Source organism: Vibrio sp. 10N.247.311.12 (assembly GCF_041467515.1).
In the GTDB taxonomy this organism is placed as follows: Bacteria; Pseudomonadota; Gammaproteobacteria; order Enterobacterales; family Vibrionaceae; genus Vibrio; species Vibrio crassostreae_C.
In genome coordinates this window covers 54301-73602 of the sequence record NZ_JBFSUV010000010.1, presented here as the reverse complement: position 1 = coordinate 73602, position 19302 = coordinate 54301, and the positions used below count along the sequence as shown (strand labels likewise).

Genomic DNA, 19302 nt, shown 5'->3' with positions numbered 1-19302 from the left:
AAACAGATACGAGATTCGAAGAGCTTGAGAGCAGAAAAAGACTAAAAGAAGGAAGATGACATGGAAGACACCACTTACAAAATGCTTTATGACGCACCAATTGGCAAGATGATCATTGTGAGCAATGGTGTGTCGCTTATTGAAATTGACCATGTAAATCACGAAGAGCTAATGATTAGCAATCCAGATGACCTTTGCCAACTGGCAGCGAAACAGTTAGATGAGTACTTCGCAGGTCAACGAATAGAATTCGATTTGCCATTAAGAGCGATAAAAGGCACTGAGTTTCAAAAAGTAGCTTGGCAGGCTTTAACAACCATTCCTTATGGCGAAACCATCAGTTACGGTGAACAAGCAAAGAGAATGGACAACCCAAAAGCAGTAAGAGCTGTGGGTGGTGCAAATGGCAAGAACCCATTTAGTATTGTTGTACCTTGCCATCGAGTCATCGGCGCAAATGGCACATTAACCGGCTACACCGGCGGCATGAACCGCAAAGAGTGGTTACTGGATTTTGAGCGTTCGGTTGTAGATAGAACGCAATAAGCCTTACCTCGCTAGATCAATAATATAAAGTTTCACCATCAAGAAGCGCCATTATCACCAGACAACATATAGTCTATATTTAAAATTTCATACAAAGAGGTGATGGTAATGTCCACTGATACGATTGAATCTTATGAAGATCGAAAGCGTAGAGATGGAGCTATAGCGCTAATGAAACTATTATCGTTTTCTATTGATGATAAAAAACATGACCGAGTCAATTCAGGTACTCAGATTCGAGATAAACTGGCAAAACGTAAACAATCGGTTCAAGAATCAACATCACCGTTACGCTGATAATAATACGTTCGGTTACTTTAGTTTAATCCCATAAGTGTCAATATGGGCAAGTAGCTCATTCGATGTAATTCTATGTTTAACGAGCAAGTCAACCTTGAACGGAAGTGACGATTGTTCTAAACGATCTTGCAAGCCTGCGACGACACTTAACGAAATACCGTGCCCCTCGATAACAATATCGATGTCGGAGTTATCTTTATAAGTTCCAAGGGCTCTAGAACCGAATACCCAGGCATGAATGACTGAGACATGGTTCAAAACAATATCCTCAATCAGCTGATACTGATGAGGCTTAAGGCCGACCGAGTCTGGTTTACCCAAATAACTATCGATCACATTTAACCTCTTGTTCGCATTGACCCTCTTGATCACATTTAAGCTTTAAATAGAGTGTGACTTGCCCTATCACTGGTGAAAATGACTCTAAGATCAGTGACTGAGCTTCAAGGACATTTTCCTCATCATAGGTGTAGGACAATAAATTTCGTTTTATGAGTGCTTCAAGCATAATCTCACACTGCTCCGAAGACAGGTGCTTAGCTTCTAAGGCCGTACGAAAAACGCTCCTCGGCGAAGCCACATCAAACCCTTCAAACTCAAGTAAGTCTTTAAGGGTCTTCCATGTCAGTTCGAAAGAAAATTCAAAAGTTTGTACTAACCCAGCGAGCTCTAACTCATTGTAGCTATCTTGTGAGCACGCTCTCTCAAGCCTTTGCTGCGCTTTCATTAAGTTTTGCAGTCGTTGCTTCCAACGGTCTGGGTTTGAGTTCATATAAACAGCCTAAATATAAGGTAAAAGACAAGTATAGTATGAGCCTTAAGCTACCTAATCATTCAAGAAATGTCACTCTTTCGATATTCATCAAGACTGTTCTTTTCGTCTTTTGTTTAAGGTCGTGCCCTTATGTTCTCCCCTGCATGTTTTTCTTACCCAATACCTGTCCTTAAGCTCTTCGCTACTCGTTTACCCGTATCTCACATCACGCATCCGTTCTTAAGCTCTTCTCATCTCGCTTACTCGTATCTCACATCTATAAAAAAGCCCGCACTTTGAAGTGCGGGCTTTCAAAATCGTTAAAGCTCAGTGAACCGCTGAGCCAAACAACTATTTAACTACTGACTATTTAACGATCACATCACCTGACATTTCTGCCGGGATTGCGATACCAGATAAAGAAAGCATCGTTGGTGCTAAGTCAGACAGCTTACCGCCCTCTTTGAACTCAACGTCTTTGCTGCCCACATAGATAAGTGGAACAGGTAGGTTAGTGTGCGCTGTGTGGATGCCGCCCGTTTCTGGGTTAACCATCATTTCTGCGTTACCGTGGTCCGCTGTGATTAGCAGTTGGCCGTCAGCTTCTTTGATTGCTTCAACCACTTTACCAAGACATTCGTCTAGCGACTCTACCGCTTTAACTGCTGCATCGTAAACGCCAGTGTGGCCAACCATGTCACAGTTAGGGAAGTTACAAACGATCGCGTCGTATTTGCCGCCTTTGATCGCTGCAACTAACTTTTCAGTTAGCTCTGGTGCGCTCATTTCTGGCTGTAGGTCGTACGTCGCGACTTTTGGAGAAGCAACAAGCTGACGCTCTTCGCCTTCAAACTCGTCTTCTTTACCGCCGTTGAAGAAGAAAGTAACGTGCGCGTATTTCTCTGTTTCAGAGATACGTAGCTGCGTCTTACCTTCCTTCGATAGCCACTCACCGTAAGTGTTCTCTAGAGAAGCAGGTGGGAATGCACATAGAAGTGGGATGTCTGCTGCGTATTGAGTCAGCATCACGAAATCGATCGCTGGGAATACGTTACGAGCAAAACCGTCGAAATCAGGAACGAATGCACGTGTAATTTCACGAGCACGGTCGGCACGGTAGTTCATGAAGATAACCGCATCGCCATCAACGATAGCGGCAGACTCTTCGCCTTCTGCTTTGATTTCAGTCGCTTTTACAAACTCATCGTTTTCATCACGAGCGTAAGCCGCTTCTAGGCCAGCTACTGCAGTGTCGAATGTGAACTCTGCTTTTGCTTGAGTCAGCAGGTCGTAAGATTCTTGAACGCGATCCCAGTTGTTATCACGGTCCATTGCGTAGTAACGACCAATAAGCGAAGCCACACGGCCTTTGCCTAGCTTAGCGAACAGTTCTTGGAAACGTGCCAGTGTGTTTTCTGCGCTACGTGGCGGCGTATCACGGCCGTCTAGGAATGCGTGTAGGTAGATTTTCTCTGCGCCACGTTCTGCTGCCATTTCAACAGCTGCGTAGATGTGATCTTCATGAGAGTGAACGCCACCTGGAGACATAAGGCCCATGATGTGAACCGCTTTCTCAGCTTTCACCGCTTTATCGATAGCGTTCACTAGCGTTTCAGTTTGGCCGAATTCGCCGTCTGAAATTGACTTAGTGATACGAGTAAGATCTTGGTATACCACGCGACCCGCACCGATGTTGGTGTGACCCACTTCAGAGTTACCCATTTGGCCATCAGGTAGGCCTACATCTAAGCCAGAAGCCGAGATTAGCGTGTTAGGTTGGTTAGCAATAAGACCGTCTAATACTGGTGTCTTAGCGTTCGCGATAGCGTTGTCTTGGTTGTCTTCACGGTAACCGTAACCGTCAAGGATCACTAGAGCCATTGGCTTCTTAGCTGACATAGGACTGACCTCGTTCAATTCAAAATAAATCGGTATAAAAACAAATTAGCGTAATTTTACTACAGTTTACAGTCAAAACTGTAGCGGAAGATCAAGAAAGGGCGCAGGTAGGATGATCGAATGTGAAAAAAAGCGTCATTTTAGAAGGGAGTAAAGTAGGGATATGAATACTTATATCCCCACCATCCATATTGAAAAAGCGGAACAACGGTAGCCTCACGGCTCTTCAGTTTAGAAGATTAATCTCAGTGTCATGCTCTTCATCATCGTCCTGTGATTTTAGATCATGCACTGCTGGTTGCTCTATCACTGTGGTTTTGTTGGTAACATATTGAAAGCTAAAATCATCCCACAATATTTGATCCAAACTTTCTTCAATTTCTTGATTAGATGAAATATCTATTATCATGATTACTGCCTCATATCGCTATTAAAGCTCATAGTAATTATGGACAATAAACAGAACACCTTCGAAAGAATTGTGTAAAAAACACGCTAACGGAAGGTCATAATTCAAATAACCGAACCCAATATCGGTTCTAGGTTCTAGGCTCTAGGCTCTAGGCTCTAGAAGGAGCTCTTCTTGGTTCTGAGCAGCATTCCAAACCAAATCCCCTATCCCATCTGTCGGCTTAAACCCGGTTGGTGCATCGAGAAGAAGCTGGCGAATCGCATCATGTTGTAGGTTATGACAATCAAAATCCAAAGATTCAAGTAGCGTGTCATATTCATTAATCGGTAAGAACACTTCTTGTGCCGTCATGATTCGCTCATGAGCGGTTGGGGATACATTATCGCCAATCAACAACTCTTCATACAACTTCTCACCAGGGCGCAGGCCGGAGAATTGGATCTCAATATCACCATGAGGGTTCTCTTCATTCTTAACAGAAAGCCCTGAAAGGTTAATCAAGTTTGCTGCCAGGTCGGTGATTTTGACCGATTCACCCATATCAAGAACGAAAACATCGCCGCCTTTACCCATAGCGCCCGCCTGAATAACCAATTGTGCCGCTTCAGGGATGGTCATAAAGAAACGGGTAATATCACGGTGGGTAACAGTGAGTGGGCCGCCGGCTTTAATCTGCCTTTTAAACAGAGGAATAACCGAGCCAGAAGAGCCAAGCACATTGCCAAAACGAACCATACAGAAACGTGTGCCGTGCTCTTTTTGATTCTCTTGCTCAGCCAAAGCTTGCAGGCCTAGTTCCGCCATACGCTTGGTGGTGCCCATCACGTTAGTTGGACGCACCGCTTTGTCTGTCGAGATCAGTACAAATGATTCAACACCTGCTTCAATAGCGGCTTTAGCCGTATAGTAAGTGCCGTAAACATTATTACGCACGCCTTCCACTACGTTGTACTCTACAAGCGGGACATGCTTATAAGCCGCAGCGTGATAAACCGTTTGTACACCAAAAGACTGCATTGAGGTTAATAAGCGATGCGAGCGCTGAACAGAGCCTAACAGTGGAACGATTTCAACATCATAACCTTTGGTTTCTTTAACTAAAGAAAGCTCACGATCAATTTGGTACAAGCCAAACTCAGAGACTTCAAACAACACTAATGTTTTAGGTTGTTGTTTGAGGATTTGACGACAAAGTTCAGAACCAATAGAGCCGCCAGCACCGGTCACCATCACCACTTTATCTTTGATGTTGGCTTCCATCAGAGCTTGCTGAGGCGCAACCGCATCACGACCGAGCAAATCTTCAATAGGTACATCGGTAAGCTCATCAATCTTTGCTTTACCTGACACAATATCCGCCATTTCAGGAACGGTTTGAATCTCAACGGGCAGCTGCGCCAGCAAATCCAATACTTGCTTACGGCGAGCACGAGAAGCGCTGGGTATCGCGAGTAGGACTTTAGAAACGTCGTGCTTTTCAATCAACCTTTCCGCTTTGCCTAATACAATAACGGGCAAACCCAAAATCATCGTATTGGTGAGCGTTTTATCTTCATCAATAAACGCACGTACTCGATAATCTTCGGAAGCACGAAGTGCGACCGCAAGCTGCCGACCACCAGAGCCTGCACCATAAATCAACACTTCTTGACGTGAGTCTTTCGAAGGTGACGTAGTGGCAACAAGGTTACGAACAACAAGACGAGAGCCACCACACAATAGCGCTAAGTAAGCACCATAGATGATAGGCACCGTACGAGGGATAGGCTCTTGCAGGTAATAGGCGAATACGGCCAAAGATACTGCCGATAATATCGCACCAGCCATCACCACAAACAGTGCTTGAAAAGTTAGGTATCTGAGTACGGCACGATACAGTCCAACTTTTGTAAAAATGAGGACAGTTGTTATTACCGTTAAGCCCATCAGTAACAAGCTATCGCCGTCATTCAAAAGTGTTACATCACCTAACCTTGTCCACAAAGCAATATGCAGAGCAATTAAGATAAGCAAAGTGTCGATAAGGACACTCACCACCCGCTTATGTAAGCGAGAAAGTTGCCAGATAAAATTGAGACGTTGCATAATAATATTCTTATTTATTTAAATTTAATAAGCCACAGAGACTGCACAAGTGGAAAGTACTAAATATGGTTGAAGTTCGCCAGAAGAGCTTACAAACGACAACCCGAAATTTACTTCGATCTTAAATTTGTTATTGGTAAAAAAGCCCCAATTGTTTAAAAAACTTTAGCCTATTGGGGTATTTTCGACCAACAAAGAAGAGAGTGTACACGAACAACGCTCTCATGCCTGAGACTCTCAAACCACTAAGCCAATGATTATAAGAACAAAGGAAGAAAAGAGAAAGATTCGTTTTAAGAACGAGCACTATTTAACTGCATCACCAGAGCCACTACCAGTCGCTGTCATTAAGATATATTTGAAGTAATCTTTCAAGGTCAGCGTCTCAATCATTTGCTTATCCGTTTTAGCCAATAACTCTGGTGTAGACATATCAATATTCTGGACTTGAGCTAATCCAGTAACCCCAGGCAAAACATCATACACGCCTTGTGCGTCACGTTCTTTGATCAATTCTTCTTGGTTAAACAAGTTCGGGCGCGGGCCAACTAAGCTCATTTCTCCTTTCAAAACATTGATTAATTGCGGTAGCTCATCAATTTTAGTTTTACGCAAAAAGCCACCAAGCCTTGTGATTGAAGCATCGCTCGCTAAATGACTTGCCACCGATTTTGTTTCAACACTCATAGTACGAAACTTTATAAGCTTAAATGGTTTTTTGTTGCGCCCTACACGTTCTTGAACAAAGATTGGTGAACCTGTATCAAACATGCCGATAATGGTTACAACAACAAGAACTGGCCATAGGAACAATAAACCAAAGAAAGAAGCTAGAAAGTCGATTAAACGGATCATGTTACTTATTACCTTGTTTATTTAAAATGTAGTCTGCTGTTTCTTTAAAACCATCTTGTAAAGACTGAGGTGGTGTCCAATCTAATGTTTTTTTTGTATGGGATATGTCTACTTGTAAAGAACCAATAAGACGATCAACTACATCTTCTTTTTTAAGCAACTTACCAACAAACTTGTAACACCAAGCAGGGATAGGTAATTGAAAATTTGTCTTACCACAAGCAACTGACATTTGTCGTACCATTTCAGATGTAGAAACATCGTGATCATCTGAAACTAGAAACACTTGATTCTTAGCTTTAGGATGATCGATACAGGTAACAATTAAGTCAACTAGATTGGTTACAGACACTAAGCTACGTTTATTTGAATTGATCAAACCAAATGGCAAAGGAAAACCTTTAGAAATTAAATTCATTAAGAAAGCAAAATTAGCTTTAACACCATCACCATATACTAACGGAGGGCGAATGATAACAATTTCCATTCCAACCTTTTTGCTTAAGGCAAACAAAAGCTCTTCAGCCTCAGCTTTGGATATGCCATATGCGTCCTTTGGACTTGGTTTATCCAAAGCATTATAAACTTGTTTTTCGGTTGTGCTCTCGCCATTTACTTTAATAGAGCTCACAAAAACAAAGCGCTTTACACCAGCTGCCGCAGCTTGCTTCGCTAGATTAAGGGTTCCAGCTGTATTTACTAGCCTAAATTCTTCGAGCGGGTTTTCTGCGGCATCACACATAACATGTACACGGGCAGCTATGTGCACAACAGCATCAACGTTCTGCAGCACCGATGAATAATCTGAATGAGGGTCAATATTTGCTTTTAAGTTCCTATGACACTTTGGAGGAGTGGAGCGTCCAAGTAAATTAACATTTTCCAATGTGCCTAGCGAATTAAGTAAGTGATCCCCCACAAACCCTGAATAACCAGTAATTAAAATCTTACTCATAATAACTACCCTAACTCAATGATCGAGTTACTCATATCCTTCATTATGTTCGCTCTAGTATATTTATCAATGAAAACACTTCTATCTGTGTGCACAAGTTCTAATTTATTCAATGCTTCCACTGCTCCTTTGTGATCTCCAGGATAAAAAACTTCTGCATTAGATACTTCTGATTTTATAAACTCAGCAGCATACCCAGAAACACCAGCTAAAATTGGCTTACCCGTGGCGGCATACTCAAATATCTTGGAAGGAAGCACTTTCTCAAATGCGGGGTAATCATTTAAGTGTAAAAAGAGAATATCTGCACCTAAGTACTCTTCAATTAACTTCTGCCTGTTTACCGGCGGCAACAGTTCTAAGTTTACTAAGCCAGATGCACTATCAACTAATTGCTGCTTTCGACTACCATCTCCAATAACACTAATTTGAATGTCTTTATTTACTGATTTGGCAAACTCAGGGAGAACCGTGTGCAACCCCTGCCCTTCTCCAATATTCCCAGCGTATACAAGGCGCTTAGAACCTTCAAAAGGAGCAGCTTCATTGTCGGCAATAGCTAAATTCAAAAACTCACGATCAATACCATTTGTAAACCAAGAATAGTTCGCCTTTGAATATCGCGCTTTAAAATACCCAGCAAACCCTTTGGAAACGAGATTAATATGTTTTGCCGAAGAAAACGTGTACTTTTCAATTGCAGAGAGTATTGGTTTCAGCACCAAAACAACCTTGGGAGGCAACACATCTTTAATGGTATCGACAAAAATATCGCGTATATCTAGATACAAAGGAGCCTTCTTACTTTTAGCCACTCGTGCACCTAAGAACGCAGTAAACAACCGCGAACTCGTTGCAAAAACCAAATCATAATCTTCTCTCTTCACCAACTTTTGCACCTGTTGATAAAATGTTTTGAAAGATTTAATTTGGTCTAACATACCACTTTCATGTGATGGAAGATCAATGCGTCGTATCCTAACGTTACCGTCAACTTCTTCCCTTTTGGCACCTTCATTAAAACTGGCATACCGATTGGGCATTGTTGTAACAACATCAACCTCAACGCCTGCTTGCTGCTTCAATTGCTCAACCAAAGCAGTTGTTCTAAACGAACCAGCACACAGGTCTGGTTTAAAGTAAAATGATAAAACCAGTATTTTCACGAATCCCTCTTAATCTGTTTGATTTCTGTTCTCAAGTGACCACTAGCAAACGCTATTTCAATTTTCTTATTTTCGATAGTTTTGCCAAATTCAGGGTGCCAAGAGCTGTCTTTAATTACTATGGGCTCGGAGCTAATAAATACACAGAGTAATTCGTTACCATGCATTATTTTAAGTTCACTCTCTGAAAGTCTTATAACATCCACCTCAGGATGGAGGTGCAGATGAAAACAAGCAGGAGCCTCTTTTGACAACGTATCATTGATCACCAAGCTATCGGGGGCAAAATCTAAGGCTCTAGTATGTGTAACCTTTGGGTTTTGCTGCATGTAACCGTTATGGCTGGCTACAAGGTGAACATGCTGCCCCGCGTTGCTGACTTTATCTAGATCCGCATAAGCACGCTTTGCCACTCTGAATCCAGACCAAACCTGTGATGAATCTATACCAGCGACCGAAACCGTATTGTGAGCCGCTGTTTGTCGCTGCCTGACGCGTTCCACGCTGGTACCATATAAGGAAGTGCCAGAGTTTACGAAAACCCGCTGCTTGCCCATGGATAACTCAAAACTCAGAGTATCAGCATGTGCGTGACCGGGCAAATAATCAGGTCCTACATTTGCGTGGTCGAAAATAACTGCATAGGCTGGAAACGAGATACGACTGTAACCGCTGCTTTGATTTGTGATTAATCGTTGTTCTAGCTCAGCGAATTTTAACCCTAATGATTGTGCATAAAAAAATATCTGTTGTGGCGCCCTTGCTATGCCAATAGCAGCATCATTAAAAAAGCTCACTTCTCCATCACCGTGAATCATAGAAGACAACCAAAATAAAGCTTTTTCCGCGATTTTTATCCAATATGGCAGGCATGCTATCAACTCATTCCGCTTACTGGTATTGGCTAGATCAATCAGTTCAAGTAAGTCCCACAACAAGATTTCGTGATACATAGGAGAGAGTTCAAAATGTGCACCGTCCTCCAAGAACTGCTCAGCTAGCTCTTCGTTAAGTAATCTGATACCGAGAGCAAGCAATTGCGAAGAGTTTTCTCCTCGCAAGTATGCTCCGACAAAAGTCAACGCTTTTGCATTGGCAAACAAATGGTTGCCAAGAATATGGTACTCCAACTGCTGAGTCAGTACATTTGCTTGCTCGAGCATACTCTTGAGATACTTTGGTGGTACTTCAGTTTGAACGCTACACCACTTAACCCAATTCACCAATCGCAGTGAAATCGGGTATGGCTCCCAACCATTTCCATGGCAAGGTGGATTGTCTTCAATCCATTTCTCAATAAACTGATGATGCAGATAACATCTAGTAATGCCATCTTGAGAACTTAAATCATCAAAATAATGCAGATTATATAGCCATAACTTAGGTTTGCTGTCGCAATTCCAATCAGCAGAGCATTTAACATTGCCCTTTTGATTTAAAAAGAAAACTTCAGTATCGTTAAAGATGCTTTGCTGGTTCAATAATGGGCCAGACCATTCCCACAAGGAGGTAATAGGTTGAACACATGGGCTAAGTTTAGGCTTCCGAAATCTATAATAAACTCTGTAGAAAACTTGCTTAAGCTTAAGGTGCCTTACAGTATTGAATATTAAAAAAAAATTTTTAAATAACCTCACCACCCCTCCGAAGATTTAATACAGTACAATATGTATAAATTAATAGAAAAATAGGGAGAGGTTTAGCGGGCGCACCATCTTGAAAAAGGATTAAAAATAAAGCAAACAATAGCCATCCCCCCAAATTACTACTCTGACCATTAACAAAAACCCTAAGCTTTAACGCAGAACACATCAATAATAATACGCAAGCCAATATAGGAATAGAGAAAACCCCAAACTTTAATGTATATTCGAACACACCACCATATAAACGCCCAAACACATTATAATACAGTTCTCCTAAAGGTGTGGAAAATGAAGTGTAAATTGAAAAATCACTATCCCCTGCGCCATAGGGCCCAAAAAAACTCAGGTTGTAAAATGTAAGAGGTATATTCATAACCCGCCTAAAGGCACCGAAATCTAATAATCTCTGAGGCTCATTCAACATATAATTTAATATATTAACAAATCGCACATCACTATCAATGAACGATAATGAAGCCCCCCAAACTAATAATATAGACACAAAAGAAACCAAGATAACCAAAGACAACTTCGGCCTAAAAAAAACAATCAAAAAATAAAAAACCAAAGCATGATTAAATATTGAATAGAACGATCTAGGAACCAACACATTAATAAGAAGAAGGAATAAAGACACTGATAAAATGTAATTAACATCATATGTGTTAAACTTCATTCCTTTTTCTTTAGCGTAGGTTAAAACAAAAAAAACATTTATTATTGTTATAATTTTCCCAAAATGCGCTGGCTCGCCTGTTAGAGATCTTACTCCCCTACCAGACTCAGAAAATGAAAGAGCCGCATCAACACTTCGAGTAACCAAAAAGGAAAGAAAATCAGGCTTTATAAATTGACACACCCCAACAAATGAATATATAAATACAACAATGAGTAAAAACCTAGTTGATAAATTTAAACAGCCAGAAACATTTAATATAAAAATCGCATAAGCTATAAATACTGGAGCTAGGTATGTTAAGGCCGTTTTCAAAGTTATATTATCCACGTGGAACAAAAAAGCAGCAAGTAATGAGCACGTTAATATAAACAAAACGGACAAAGGGACGGCAGATACGACTAGTCGACTAATAATAAAAGGAAATAAAATCAAACATAACAAAATAAAATTTGGTTGTGTATCAATACCAGGAAAAAATCCGACTGCCTGGAAAAAAATGCTAAATAAAAGGATTCTATCTAAATAAGAATTGACCATATTTTACACAAACCCTTTATATAAGATAGCGTGAAAGTGATTCTATATCTTTATTTTCAAACATAGAGTACCTAATTGCATGTGTTAGTCTTACAAGCTCCTTATAGCTTTCAAGTTTCAACTCAAACTGTTCGATATCATCTATATTAAGGGAGTTATTTCTAAAGCAATCTAGAACAGGAAAAGTGAGGGTTTTATCATATTCAGACAATGTTACTGTTAAGGTAGGAATGCCACTCGATATACACTCAACAGCTACAGCTGAAGTCTTAGTAATACAAATATCAGCAATTTCGAAAGCATCACTATTTGATAATCCATCTATGAAATTCAGCATTGGAAGTATATGTAAATTATAATTAGATCGACTATCTCTTGGATGTAATTTAATCCACAAATCTATTTCATTTCTCAAACAATACTCGTGTAGACTACTTAGTATGGTCTCAGTAACTTCAAACTCATATGGTTGTGTAAAGAAAACAATAGATTTTATTGCATAAAAAGAACTATTTACATCCTTTAATTCAAAAATTGTACCTTCAAACATTAAATCTCCAGATGATTTAAAACCATTATTTAACCCAAGGCAAGATAATTTACTATCACAAAAGAAATTTGACACTGGAAATTCGTAAGCTAGATCAGGAACAATATTTATTGTTTGAATTGTTTCTACGCTACACCTTAATTGAGTAGATATGTCTCTATCTAAATGAGCAAAACGACCTTTTATCGCAAAATTAAACAACTTAATAACATTTTTGTTTTGAAGAGAGTTAACAGTACAATATTTATATAGCTCATCAGTTTCAAAACAACTCACTTCTTGGAGTAACAGCTTTAGATCAAAGCGTATCTTATTGGCAGAAATTACCCTGGAGTACTTTACAGTATTTTTTTCTGACAAGTAAAAACGAGCAACATCAATAATAGATGGTAATAAAATATTACATTCTTTACTATTTCCAATGGAGTTAATAATACCCTTAACACCAAAACTTCTGACTTGAGGAAATAGATAAATTGCTCCCAAACTAGTATTATTCTTTTCAAAATTAATTAATTTCAAAGCGTAATCAAGTTGGTTTTTAGTCCGACAAAGAAAGTACTTGTTTTCGGAAGTAACTGAAATACTCTCCTTTCTTGGAAAAAAAATAAAATACAATTTAAAGATCATTAACTTAAAAATTACATTTAGAAAACCAAAAAACTCAATTAGTCGCATAAAAGTAAGTCTGAACGTTCTTCTACAGAGAAAGTCACCTTTAACATTTATGAATCGAATACCATTATGATAATTATCTCTTAAAACATTAGCTATAATGGCGCCTAGTAACTTGCTAGAACCCAAATTGACCTCGTGGCTTTTGTATCCAAAAAGGGGGAGTTGGTTCTCTTCAGTTAGAGACGCATAAACATCAATACTAAATCCACTTTCTAACCATTGTTCACAAACCTTTAAGCACTGATAAACATTAACTAAAGCTCCACTTGACAATGAATCAAGATGACCAAAAACACTACAATTGCCTGAATACTCAATCTCAAATTCAGAAAAAAATTGGTATATGTCATCTATTGGCACAGGTACTCTCTTTGAAATCAATGACGCATTCTTCACCTTTCCTTCAATATTAGAAAAGTCCAAACAGACTATGTCATCATACATACCCCAATCAAAATCAGATTTTATTGGAATAGAAAGAACTAAAGCAACTTTTTTACTCATAAAAGAAACACACCAACAACACGAATAATAATGAAATTACCATATATTTTGACAATACTAAAACCTTACAACTAACTTTATTAAGATAAAGATAAGATAAAGAAACCGACATCAATAAAATATGAGAAACTAATAGTACTGCTAACGCCCCTTTTATACCATAGGACTCTATAAAAATATAGTTCATACCTGTTGCTATTCCAGCGATAGAAACATATATTAGCATTTGTTGTTTTGTTTTTTCTAGGAAATTCATCGTAAGCCCAACACCTAATGTTGTTGTAGCAGAGATAAAAGAAACCCCCAGAGATATTAAAAGAATATAATTAAAATCCTCAATTGGGATCTCCAACCAAACATTTAAATAAACTCTAATCACGTAATAAACAGGAATCAAAAATATAAAACTACAAACAATCATTAGTAATTGCTCATAGAACGCATCATCCAAAAACCTCCTTTTATTCAAAGTAGTATAATATCTAGGAGTAAAATAAATTGACAACCCTTGAAATAGAAGAAAATACACTGAAGCATATTTTATAACTAATGAATAAACTCCCAAATCATATTCAGCAACATACTTCCCCAGGAAAATTCTATTTGACCAAGTAAGAACCCATGCGGACAACACTGTTGGAACAAAAGGTATAGAATATCTGATTATTCTATACACCTCTTGATTTGATATTTCACCTCCAGATTTAGAGTATGACAATGCTATATATGCAAATATTATAACCGAAGATATGCATAAACTATATATATAAGACTCATAACCTACAGAAAAAAGCACAACGAACATTAACACCGAGAAAAATAACGGCACTGTTTTCAACAATGAGGCAAAAAGGTACTTAATAGGCTTTGATTGATATTGATTTCTAATTTGGCAAATAGTTAGCATAGAGAAGCTAACTGATGAGAAATATACAATACTATAAGTTAAAAAATCAATATTCCAAAAACCAAAATAATAAGGAATGAACGTAAGTGGTAAATAAAGTAGAAATGAAATCTTAATTGAAAGCCTGAGGGCAATTTCAACTATGCTCTCTCCCATCTCTTTATAATATCTTGTGACACCCTTTTCTATCGATATTGAAACCACGGCTTGAATTAACATTTGATAGGTTTCAATGAGCGATATTTTACCATAATCAACTACAGATAGGTTTTCTGACAACAAAAACACTGTCAAAAAAGTAAATATCTGCGGAATAAAAACCGCTAATCCAAATGTAACTACGGATAGATTCACGCTAAATCACCAAGCAGCTTTTTATACGTATACGCATGCCCATAATCACTAAAATGATGATTATCAGAAACATATGCCTTTTCCGCATCTAAATCATCAAAAAAACTTACATCGCACTGCTCACCCACCACTTTAGATAGTATTGAATTATATTTTGATATATTTAACTCTACTAAAGGGTTTATGTTACAATATTTTTTATTAGGCGGTGCTATAGGCAAGAAAATCACTTGTGAATTACAAAAAAATGACTTAATGTCTCTTATATTATTTTCAAAAGTACCTTCATCAACATAATTAATTTTCCTTAGATTTATGATTTCTTTATAATATTTTTTGATCAACATCTTAAAAAAAGAGTTTAATATAGGTATTCGTGATATAACTTGCAACTCTATTTTGCTTAACGCTCTTGGATAGCAATCCACTATACCAACTTGTATAATGATCACCTCAGCTTGATATGCAGCAAAATGAGGCAACAAGTTATCTACAATTTCACTCGTGGTTCTCCCAGTCTTTATGTCAAAAAAAAAGTTATATTTTCCCTTGAGTTTCCTGGCTAGCCTATATGTCCATACATTGCTGGCTGATGGAGAACCAACAGACATTCTTGGGTAACCTAAAGAATCAGTTAACAATAAAATATTCTTCATCAATCACACTCTTATTAAATTCAAGCAACTCTCGATACCTACATCAATAGGTAATTTCTCTATATTTAGATAAATAAGTTGGAGATTCATCATTCTTAGTAGGAACATTTCCTTACTATACCGATTAGTTTCTCGTCAAAGACCGTTATAGGAATAACCATACCAATAATGTGAAAGGTATAGACTATAAACCAGTTTAATTTCATTGTCTTGGCTTTGTAAAGACCATCAAACACATATATCTATTCGATCAACTCTATCTACACCGCCACTGTTAGTTGCAATGAGGGATACGGAAAAATCATGAACTTCCCCGTCAATAAAGGCTTGCCAGAACCTTTAAAAGGTACTTACAATTCATCGCACACATTGCTCTTCTGTGTTTAATACTCGCTTTAAGTGTCGTTTCACTCTTCAGCATGTTTAAGTACATCTGCCTGATCCTTGCGAAGCTTTCTGTACCTTCTTCTGCTCGTTTTTGGCTGGCATCTTCAAAAAGCGGTGTCTAACGACCAGTGCATCGACTCAACCAACCCAATATGAATGCGTGGTATTTAACAATTCTTTAGCAACCTCTTCTTTTGTGGTAAAGAAACAACGATACCCATTGTTTTTAGCTCTGGCCATTCCAGTCAGGACAAGATTACGAAGCCCCTTGCCCTGCAAGGATTTTCGAAAGGTAGCTATTGCTACGGTTTGCTTCTTTCTTTTGATCCCTGCTTTGAAGCTGATTTCTTCCGACAGCAGGTTTAAGGCTATATGCCTTATAACTGCTAAATTCTCACCAACTTGCTCTCGACGTATCCGACATTCATTTTCTTTAAAACCTACGTCTAATCGCCAGTGCATCTAATTTTCGATGCTCTAATGTACTCGCGGGCTCTCTAGTAAAGCTTTAGCCGTCAGTTCTGATGAGCTTATGTAGTGCTTGATTTGCATTGTTTCTGTTGGCTTATTACCTTTCTTGACGAATTAAAACAACCATACTCAAACGTGTTTCTGTACGACCATGTCCTTTCTATTGAGTGACGTATTTATCACCTTCAAAACTATTAAGCATACTAGAATTAAACACTTGGCTAATCGCTTGCTCCAATCGTTTTTGATTACCTTTTACCGCTAAGAGGTAATCTGCATCCTGGCCGACTATCTTTTCAGTTATATCCTTCTGGCATCCCATAGCATCAATCGTCACTAAACAACCTCGTAAGGAAAGCATTTCAAGCAGCTCAGGGATCGCTTTGATTTCATTGCTTTTGTCTGCAGTTTTAACCTGTACTAAACGCACTAACCATATGGATTGCACCACAACGCTTGTCTTTGTTGTATGTGCCTCTGAGAGTTTTGCCGTCGATAGCAATCACTTCACCCTCAGTCACCTCATGGCAGTCTTTCACCCACGCAGTAAAGCATCTTTGTAGCTGCTTAACGGAGATAAGATTAATAATCTCTAGCAATGGTATCATGTACTGGTATGCCTTGTTTGAAATCACCATACTGTCTAAGCCATTCCAAGTTACCTTAACCAAAATCTTCAATATCCTCCCAACCTTCAGCACCAGCAATCATTGCTGCAATTGTTAAGGAGATAATGTCGGTTAGTGTGTGCTCTATTTTCCAAGCTTGGCGAGGGTCTCGAATAACTGAAATATGCTCCAAAAGGCTTAATCCGTTCATTAGGGTAAATATCACATCACGTCCCCCTTATTCAATAAGGGGGGACGTGATCTGGCCCTGCCCATGCTATTTGTTACCTCTTGTTTGTGGTGAATAAGAGAATTACTGCTAACATGAACCTGTTTTCGAGTAATAGCCCCTAGGAACAGTTACCATAGTCAAAAGCGGTGGTTTAGGGATGACAATAAAAACAGTCTCAATAGCCAGCCATACGACTGTACAACTCAATATGTTTCTTCTGATCGTCTAGAGAGCATAGGTTGCTAGTGTCAGCATTTAAGAATGATTCCGTCTGTTTATACAAACCTGGCTTGTACTGAACATCTAATGAATCATCCACTTCAACGTGCTCGATCGCAACGCTACCCAACTTCTGGATTTGAAGTTTTTCCATTGGACGGAAAATCAAGCGATGCGCTGAAGTCAGTACTTCCACACTCCAACGACCAGGAGCGCCCCAGTTACCGTGGTAAGCAAAGAGCGCCCCCGATTCTGATACACCAGCGCCAGAGAAGTTGTATGAGCGCTCATGCCACTCTTCGCTACCGCTGAAGAAACAACTTAGCTGCTCAGGGAAACCACCAAGGTGGAATGCCATGTCAGTTACGTGAGTGGTGTTCGCTAGGAACCAGTTCTCTTTAACGCCTTCCGCTTTTTCTAGTTTCGCGATCACATGCCCCCACTCCGTCAGTTCGAAGTTAAAGCTCTGAACACCACCATCTTGCTCAATGATGTCCTTCGCTGCGAGTAGCGATGAGAAGAATCGGCGATTGTAAGCAACGTAAACCTTAGCGTCGTTACTTAACGCGTAGTCAGCAAGCTCTGCGATTTCTTGCGCATCAAGACCTGCTGGCTTTTCTACCAAGATGTTTTTCACACCGAGCTCAATCAACTTGATGGTTGTCGGCGCTAACTGCTCAACACCTGTAGTTACAATACCAAACTCAAACGGCTGAAGGTCTTCAGATTCACAAAACTTATCCAAACCACCAATAAAAGGGTTAACGCCAGTCGCTTCTTGAAATTTAGCCGCCGAAGCTTCACTGCGTCCTACTACAACAAAATCACGCTCTAAGCCGTTAAGAACTTTCACGTACTCTTGTGCCATCGGTCCGGCACCAATCATTAATATCATTTTGAAACCTTATGTAATTGGGACTAACTGTTCTAGTTCGTCGCGTGCGCTAGGGTCGAAAATTGGGACAGCTTTACGTAAGAACTCTTCATGCAACATGTTTGAGGTTGCCAATGCCGTCAACTCACAGTCTTGTTTGTTGATTAAATCCAACACGACTTTGTTAGATAACTGGCTTTGGAAAAAAATTTGTAATGGCGACTCTTTTACCGTTTCACCGTCTTGCTCAAGCCAACGTACCGCACCTTCACGCTCAGAGAGTTCAATGTGCTCACCGTCAATGACGACCGAAATGTCGACCATCACCTGGCCACTTTCTGTCTGGTCACACCGAAGACATAGCTTGTGCTGATCTGCTCGAGCGGAAAGCCCACCAACGAGCTCTTTGTAGCCTGAGCGCTTGCTATCAATAACACTAACGTCAGCTTGGAAGTCCAAATCGTAGTTCGAGAAGCCCGCAAGGTAGTTCCACAAATCAATAAAGTGGATAGCATTACATCCTAGACCCCAGTTGCTCCCCGTCACTTCTAGAGCAACAGATTTAGCGCCTTGATACTGCTGTGCTAACGCCTGGTATGCTGGAAATTGTCTTCTCGGGCAATTAACCCAAGTCTTCACGCCTGCGTCTGCTAATAATTTCTCTGCCTCTATAAGCTGTGCTATTGATTGGAAAAGTACTTTTTCCAGAACCAGGTACTTAACGGTTAGCTTTTCTACCAACTGTTTAACGATACCTAGGCGTACAGCTGCGTTTGTCGCCACAATTGCGACTTCTACGCTCAGTCCAGCTATCGATTCCATGTCAGTAACGTACGTCACCCCAGGAGAAGCTTCCTGAGCAACCTCTTGGTAACGCTGTTTAGCAACGTCGAGTGATTGCTCGGACGGGTCTAGAACATAGATGCTGAACTTGTCATCCAATTGCGCGAGTGCTTGAAGGTGTCGACTGCCCAACTGACCTGCACCAATAATAAGTAAATTGTCTTTCATGTAATTAATACCAATCT

17 protein-coding genes and 1 pseudogene are annotated in these 19302 nt (G+C 39.7%); 2 read left to right on the top strand and 16 right to left on the bottom strand.

Going from position 1 to position 19302, the window contains the following annotated elements; genetic code table 11:
* Positions 1-60 precede the first annotated feature (60 nt).
* Entirely contained in the window at positions 61-546 is a 486-nt protein-coding gene (locus AB6E30_RS06675; protein ID WP_372103031.1) for a methylated-DNA--[protein]-cysteine S-methyltransferase, read from the top strand.
* A gap of 171 nt (positions 547-717) precedes the next feature.
* Positions 718-843, top strand: a complete 126-nt coding sequence (locus AB6E30_RS06670; protein WP_260302023.1) for a hypothetical protein — start codon at positions 718-720, stop codon at positions 841-843.
* Positions 844-858: 15 nt separating this feature from the next.
* Here AB6E30_RS06670 and AB6E30_RS06665 read toward each other — a convergent pair whose 3' ends face one another.
* The 16 genes and pseudogenes from AB6E30_RS06665 to AB6E30_RS06590 all read right to left on the bottom strand — a co-directional run bounded on the left by AB6E30_RS06665 (position 859) and on the right by AB6E30_RS06590 (position 19285).
* Positions 859-1182, bottom strand: coding sequence for a nucleotidyltransferase family protein (locus AB6E30_RS06665; protein WP_102320021.1), 324 nt, complete (start codon positions 1180-1182; stop codon positions 859-861).
* Positions 1172-1618 (bottom strand): HI0074 family nucleotidyltransferase substrate-binding subunit, encoded by a 447-nt coding sequence (locus AB6E30_RS06660; RefSeq protein WP_102320020.1) that lies wholly within the window; start codon positions 1616-1618, stop codon positions 1172-1174. Before AB6E30_RS06660 ends, AB6E30_RS06665 begins: the two co-directional genes overlap by 11 nt.
* A gap of 348 nt (positions 1619-1966) precedes the next feature.
* The gene (gene gpmM / locus AB6E30_RS06655) at positions 1967-3499 is read right to left on the bottom strand and encodes a 2,3-bisphosphoglycerate-independent phosphoglycerate mutase (RefSeq protein ID WP_136982268.1); all 1533 of its coding nucleotides are present in this window, start codon (positions 3497-3499) and stop codon (positions 1967-1969) included.
* A 226-nt stretch (positions 3500-3725) separates the two neighbouring features.
* A complete protein-coding gene (locus AB6E30_RS06650; protein WP_017063154.1) occupies positions 3726-3908 on the bottom strand; it encodes a hypothetical protein in 183 nt (60 codons plus the stop codon).
* Between the two features lie 144 nt (positions 3909-4052).
* A complete protein-coding gene (locus AB6E30_RS06645; RefSeq protein WP_372103029.1) occupies positions 4053-5996 on the bottom strand; it encodes a polysaccharide biosynthesis protein in 1944 nt (647 codons plus the stop codon).
* A gap of 306 nt (positions 5997-6302) precedes the next feature.
* Positions 6303-6851, bottom strand: coding sequence for a sugar transferase (locus tag AB6E30_RS06640; RefSeq protein WP_372103027.1), 549 nt, complete (start codon positions 6849-6851; stop codon positions 6303-6305).
* A gap of 1 nt (position 6852) precedes the next feature.
* Positions 6853-7806, bottom strand: a complete 954-nt coding sequence (locus AB6E30_RS06635; protein WP_372103025.1) for a UDP-glucose 4-epimerase family protein — start codon at positions 7804-7806, stop codon at positions 6853-6855.
* Positions 7807-7811: 5 nt separating this feature from the next.
* Entirely contained in the window at positions 7812-8972 is a 1161-nt protein-coding gene (locus AB6E30_RS06630; protein WP_372103023.1) for a glycosyltransferase family 4 protein, read from the bottom strand.
* Entirely contained in the window at positions 8969-10453 is a 1485-nt protein-coding gene (locus AB6E30_RS06625) for a heparinase II/III family protein (protein ID WP_372103021.1), read from the bottom strand. The genes AB6E30_RS06630 and AB6E30_RS06625 overlap by 4 nt, the downstream gene beginning before the upstream one ends.
* A 142-nt stretch (positions 10454-10595) precedes the next feature.
* Positions 10596-11834, bottom strand: coding sequence for a hypothetical protein (locus AB6E30_RS06620; RefSeq protein WP_372103019.1), 1239 nt, complete (start codon positions 11832-11834; stop codon positions 10596-10598).
* A 16-nt stretch (positions 11835-11850) separates the two neighbouring features.
* On the bottom strand, positions 11851-13566 hold the full coding sequence (locus AB6E30_RS06615) for a hypothetical protein (protein ID WP_372103017.1): 1716 nt from the start codon (positions 13564-13566) through the stop codon (positions 11851-11853).
* Positions 13559-14827, bottom strand: coding sequence for an oligosaccharide flippase family protein (locus AB6E30_RS06610; protein ID WP_372103015.1), 1269 nt, complete (start codon positions 14825-14827; stop codon positions 13559-13561). The genes AB6E30_RS06615 and AB6E30_RS06610 overlap by 8 nt, the downstream gene beginning before the upstream one ends.
* Entirely contained in the window at positions 14824-15483 is a 660-nt protein-coding gene (locus tag AB6E30_RS06605; protein WP_372103013.1) for a hypothetical protein, read from the bottom strand. Before AB6E30_RS06605 ends, AB6E30_RS06610 begins: the two co-directional genes overlap by 4 nt.
* 643 nt (positions 15484-16126) lie before the next feature.
* Positions 16127-17160: pseudogene (locus tag AB6E30_RS06600) on the bottom strand (ISAs1 family transposase).
* A gap of 196 nt (positions 17161-17356) precedes the next feature.
* Positions 17357-18295 carry a Gfo/Idh/MocA family protein gene (locus AB6E30_RS06595; RefSeq protein ID WP_372103011.1) on the bottom strand — a complete coding sequence of 313 codons (939 nt, stop codon included), beginning with the start codon at positions 18293-18295 and terminating at the stop codon, positions 17357-17359.
* Between the two features lie 9 nt (positions 18296-18304).
* A complete protein-coding gene (locus AB6E30_RS06590) occupies positions 18305-19285 on the bottom strand; it encodes a Gfo/Idh/MocA family oxidoreductase (RefSeq protein WP_372103009.1) in 981 nt (326 codons plus the stop codon).
* Positions 19286-19302 lie beyond the last annotated feature (17 nt).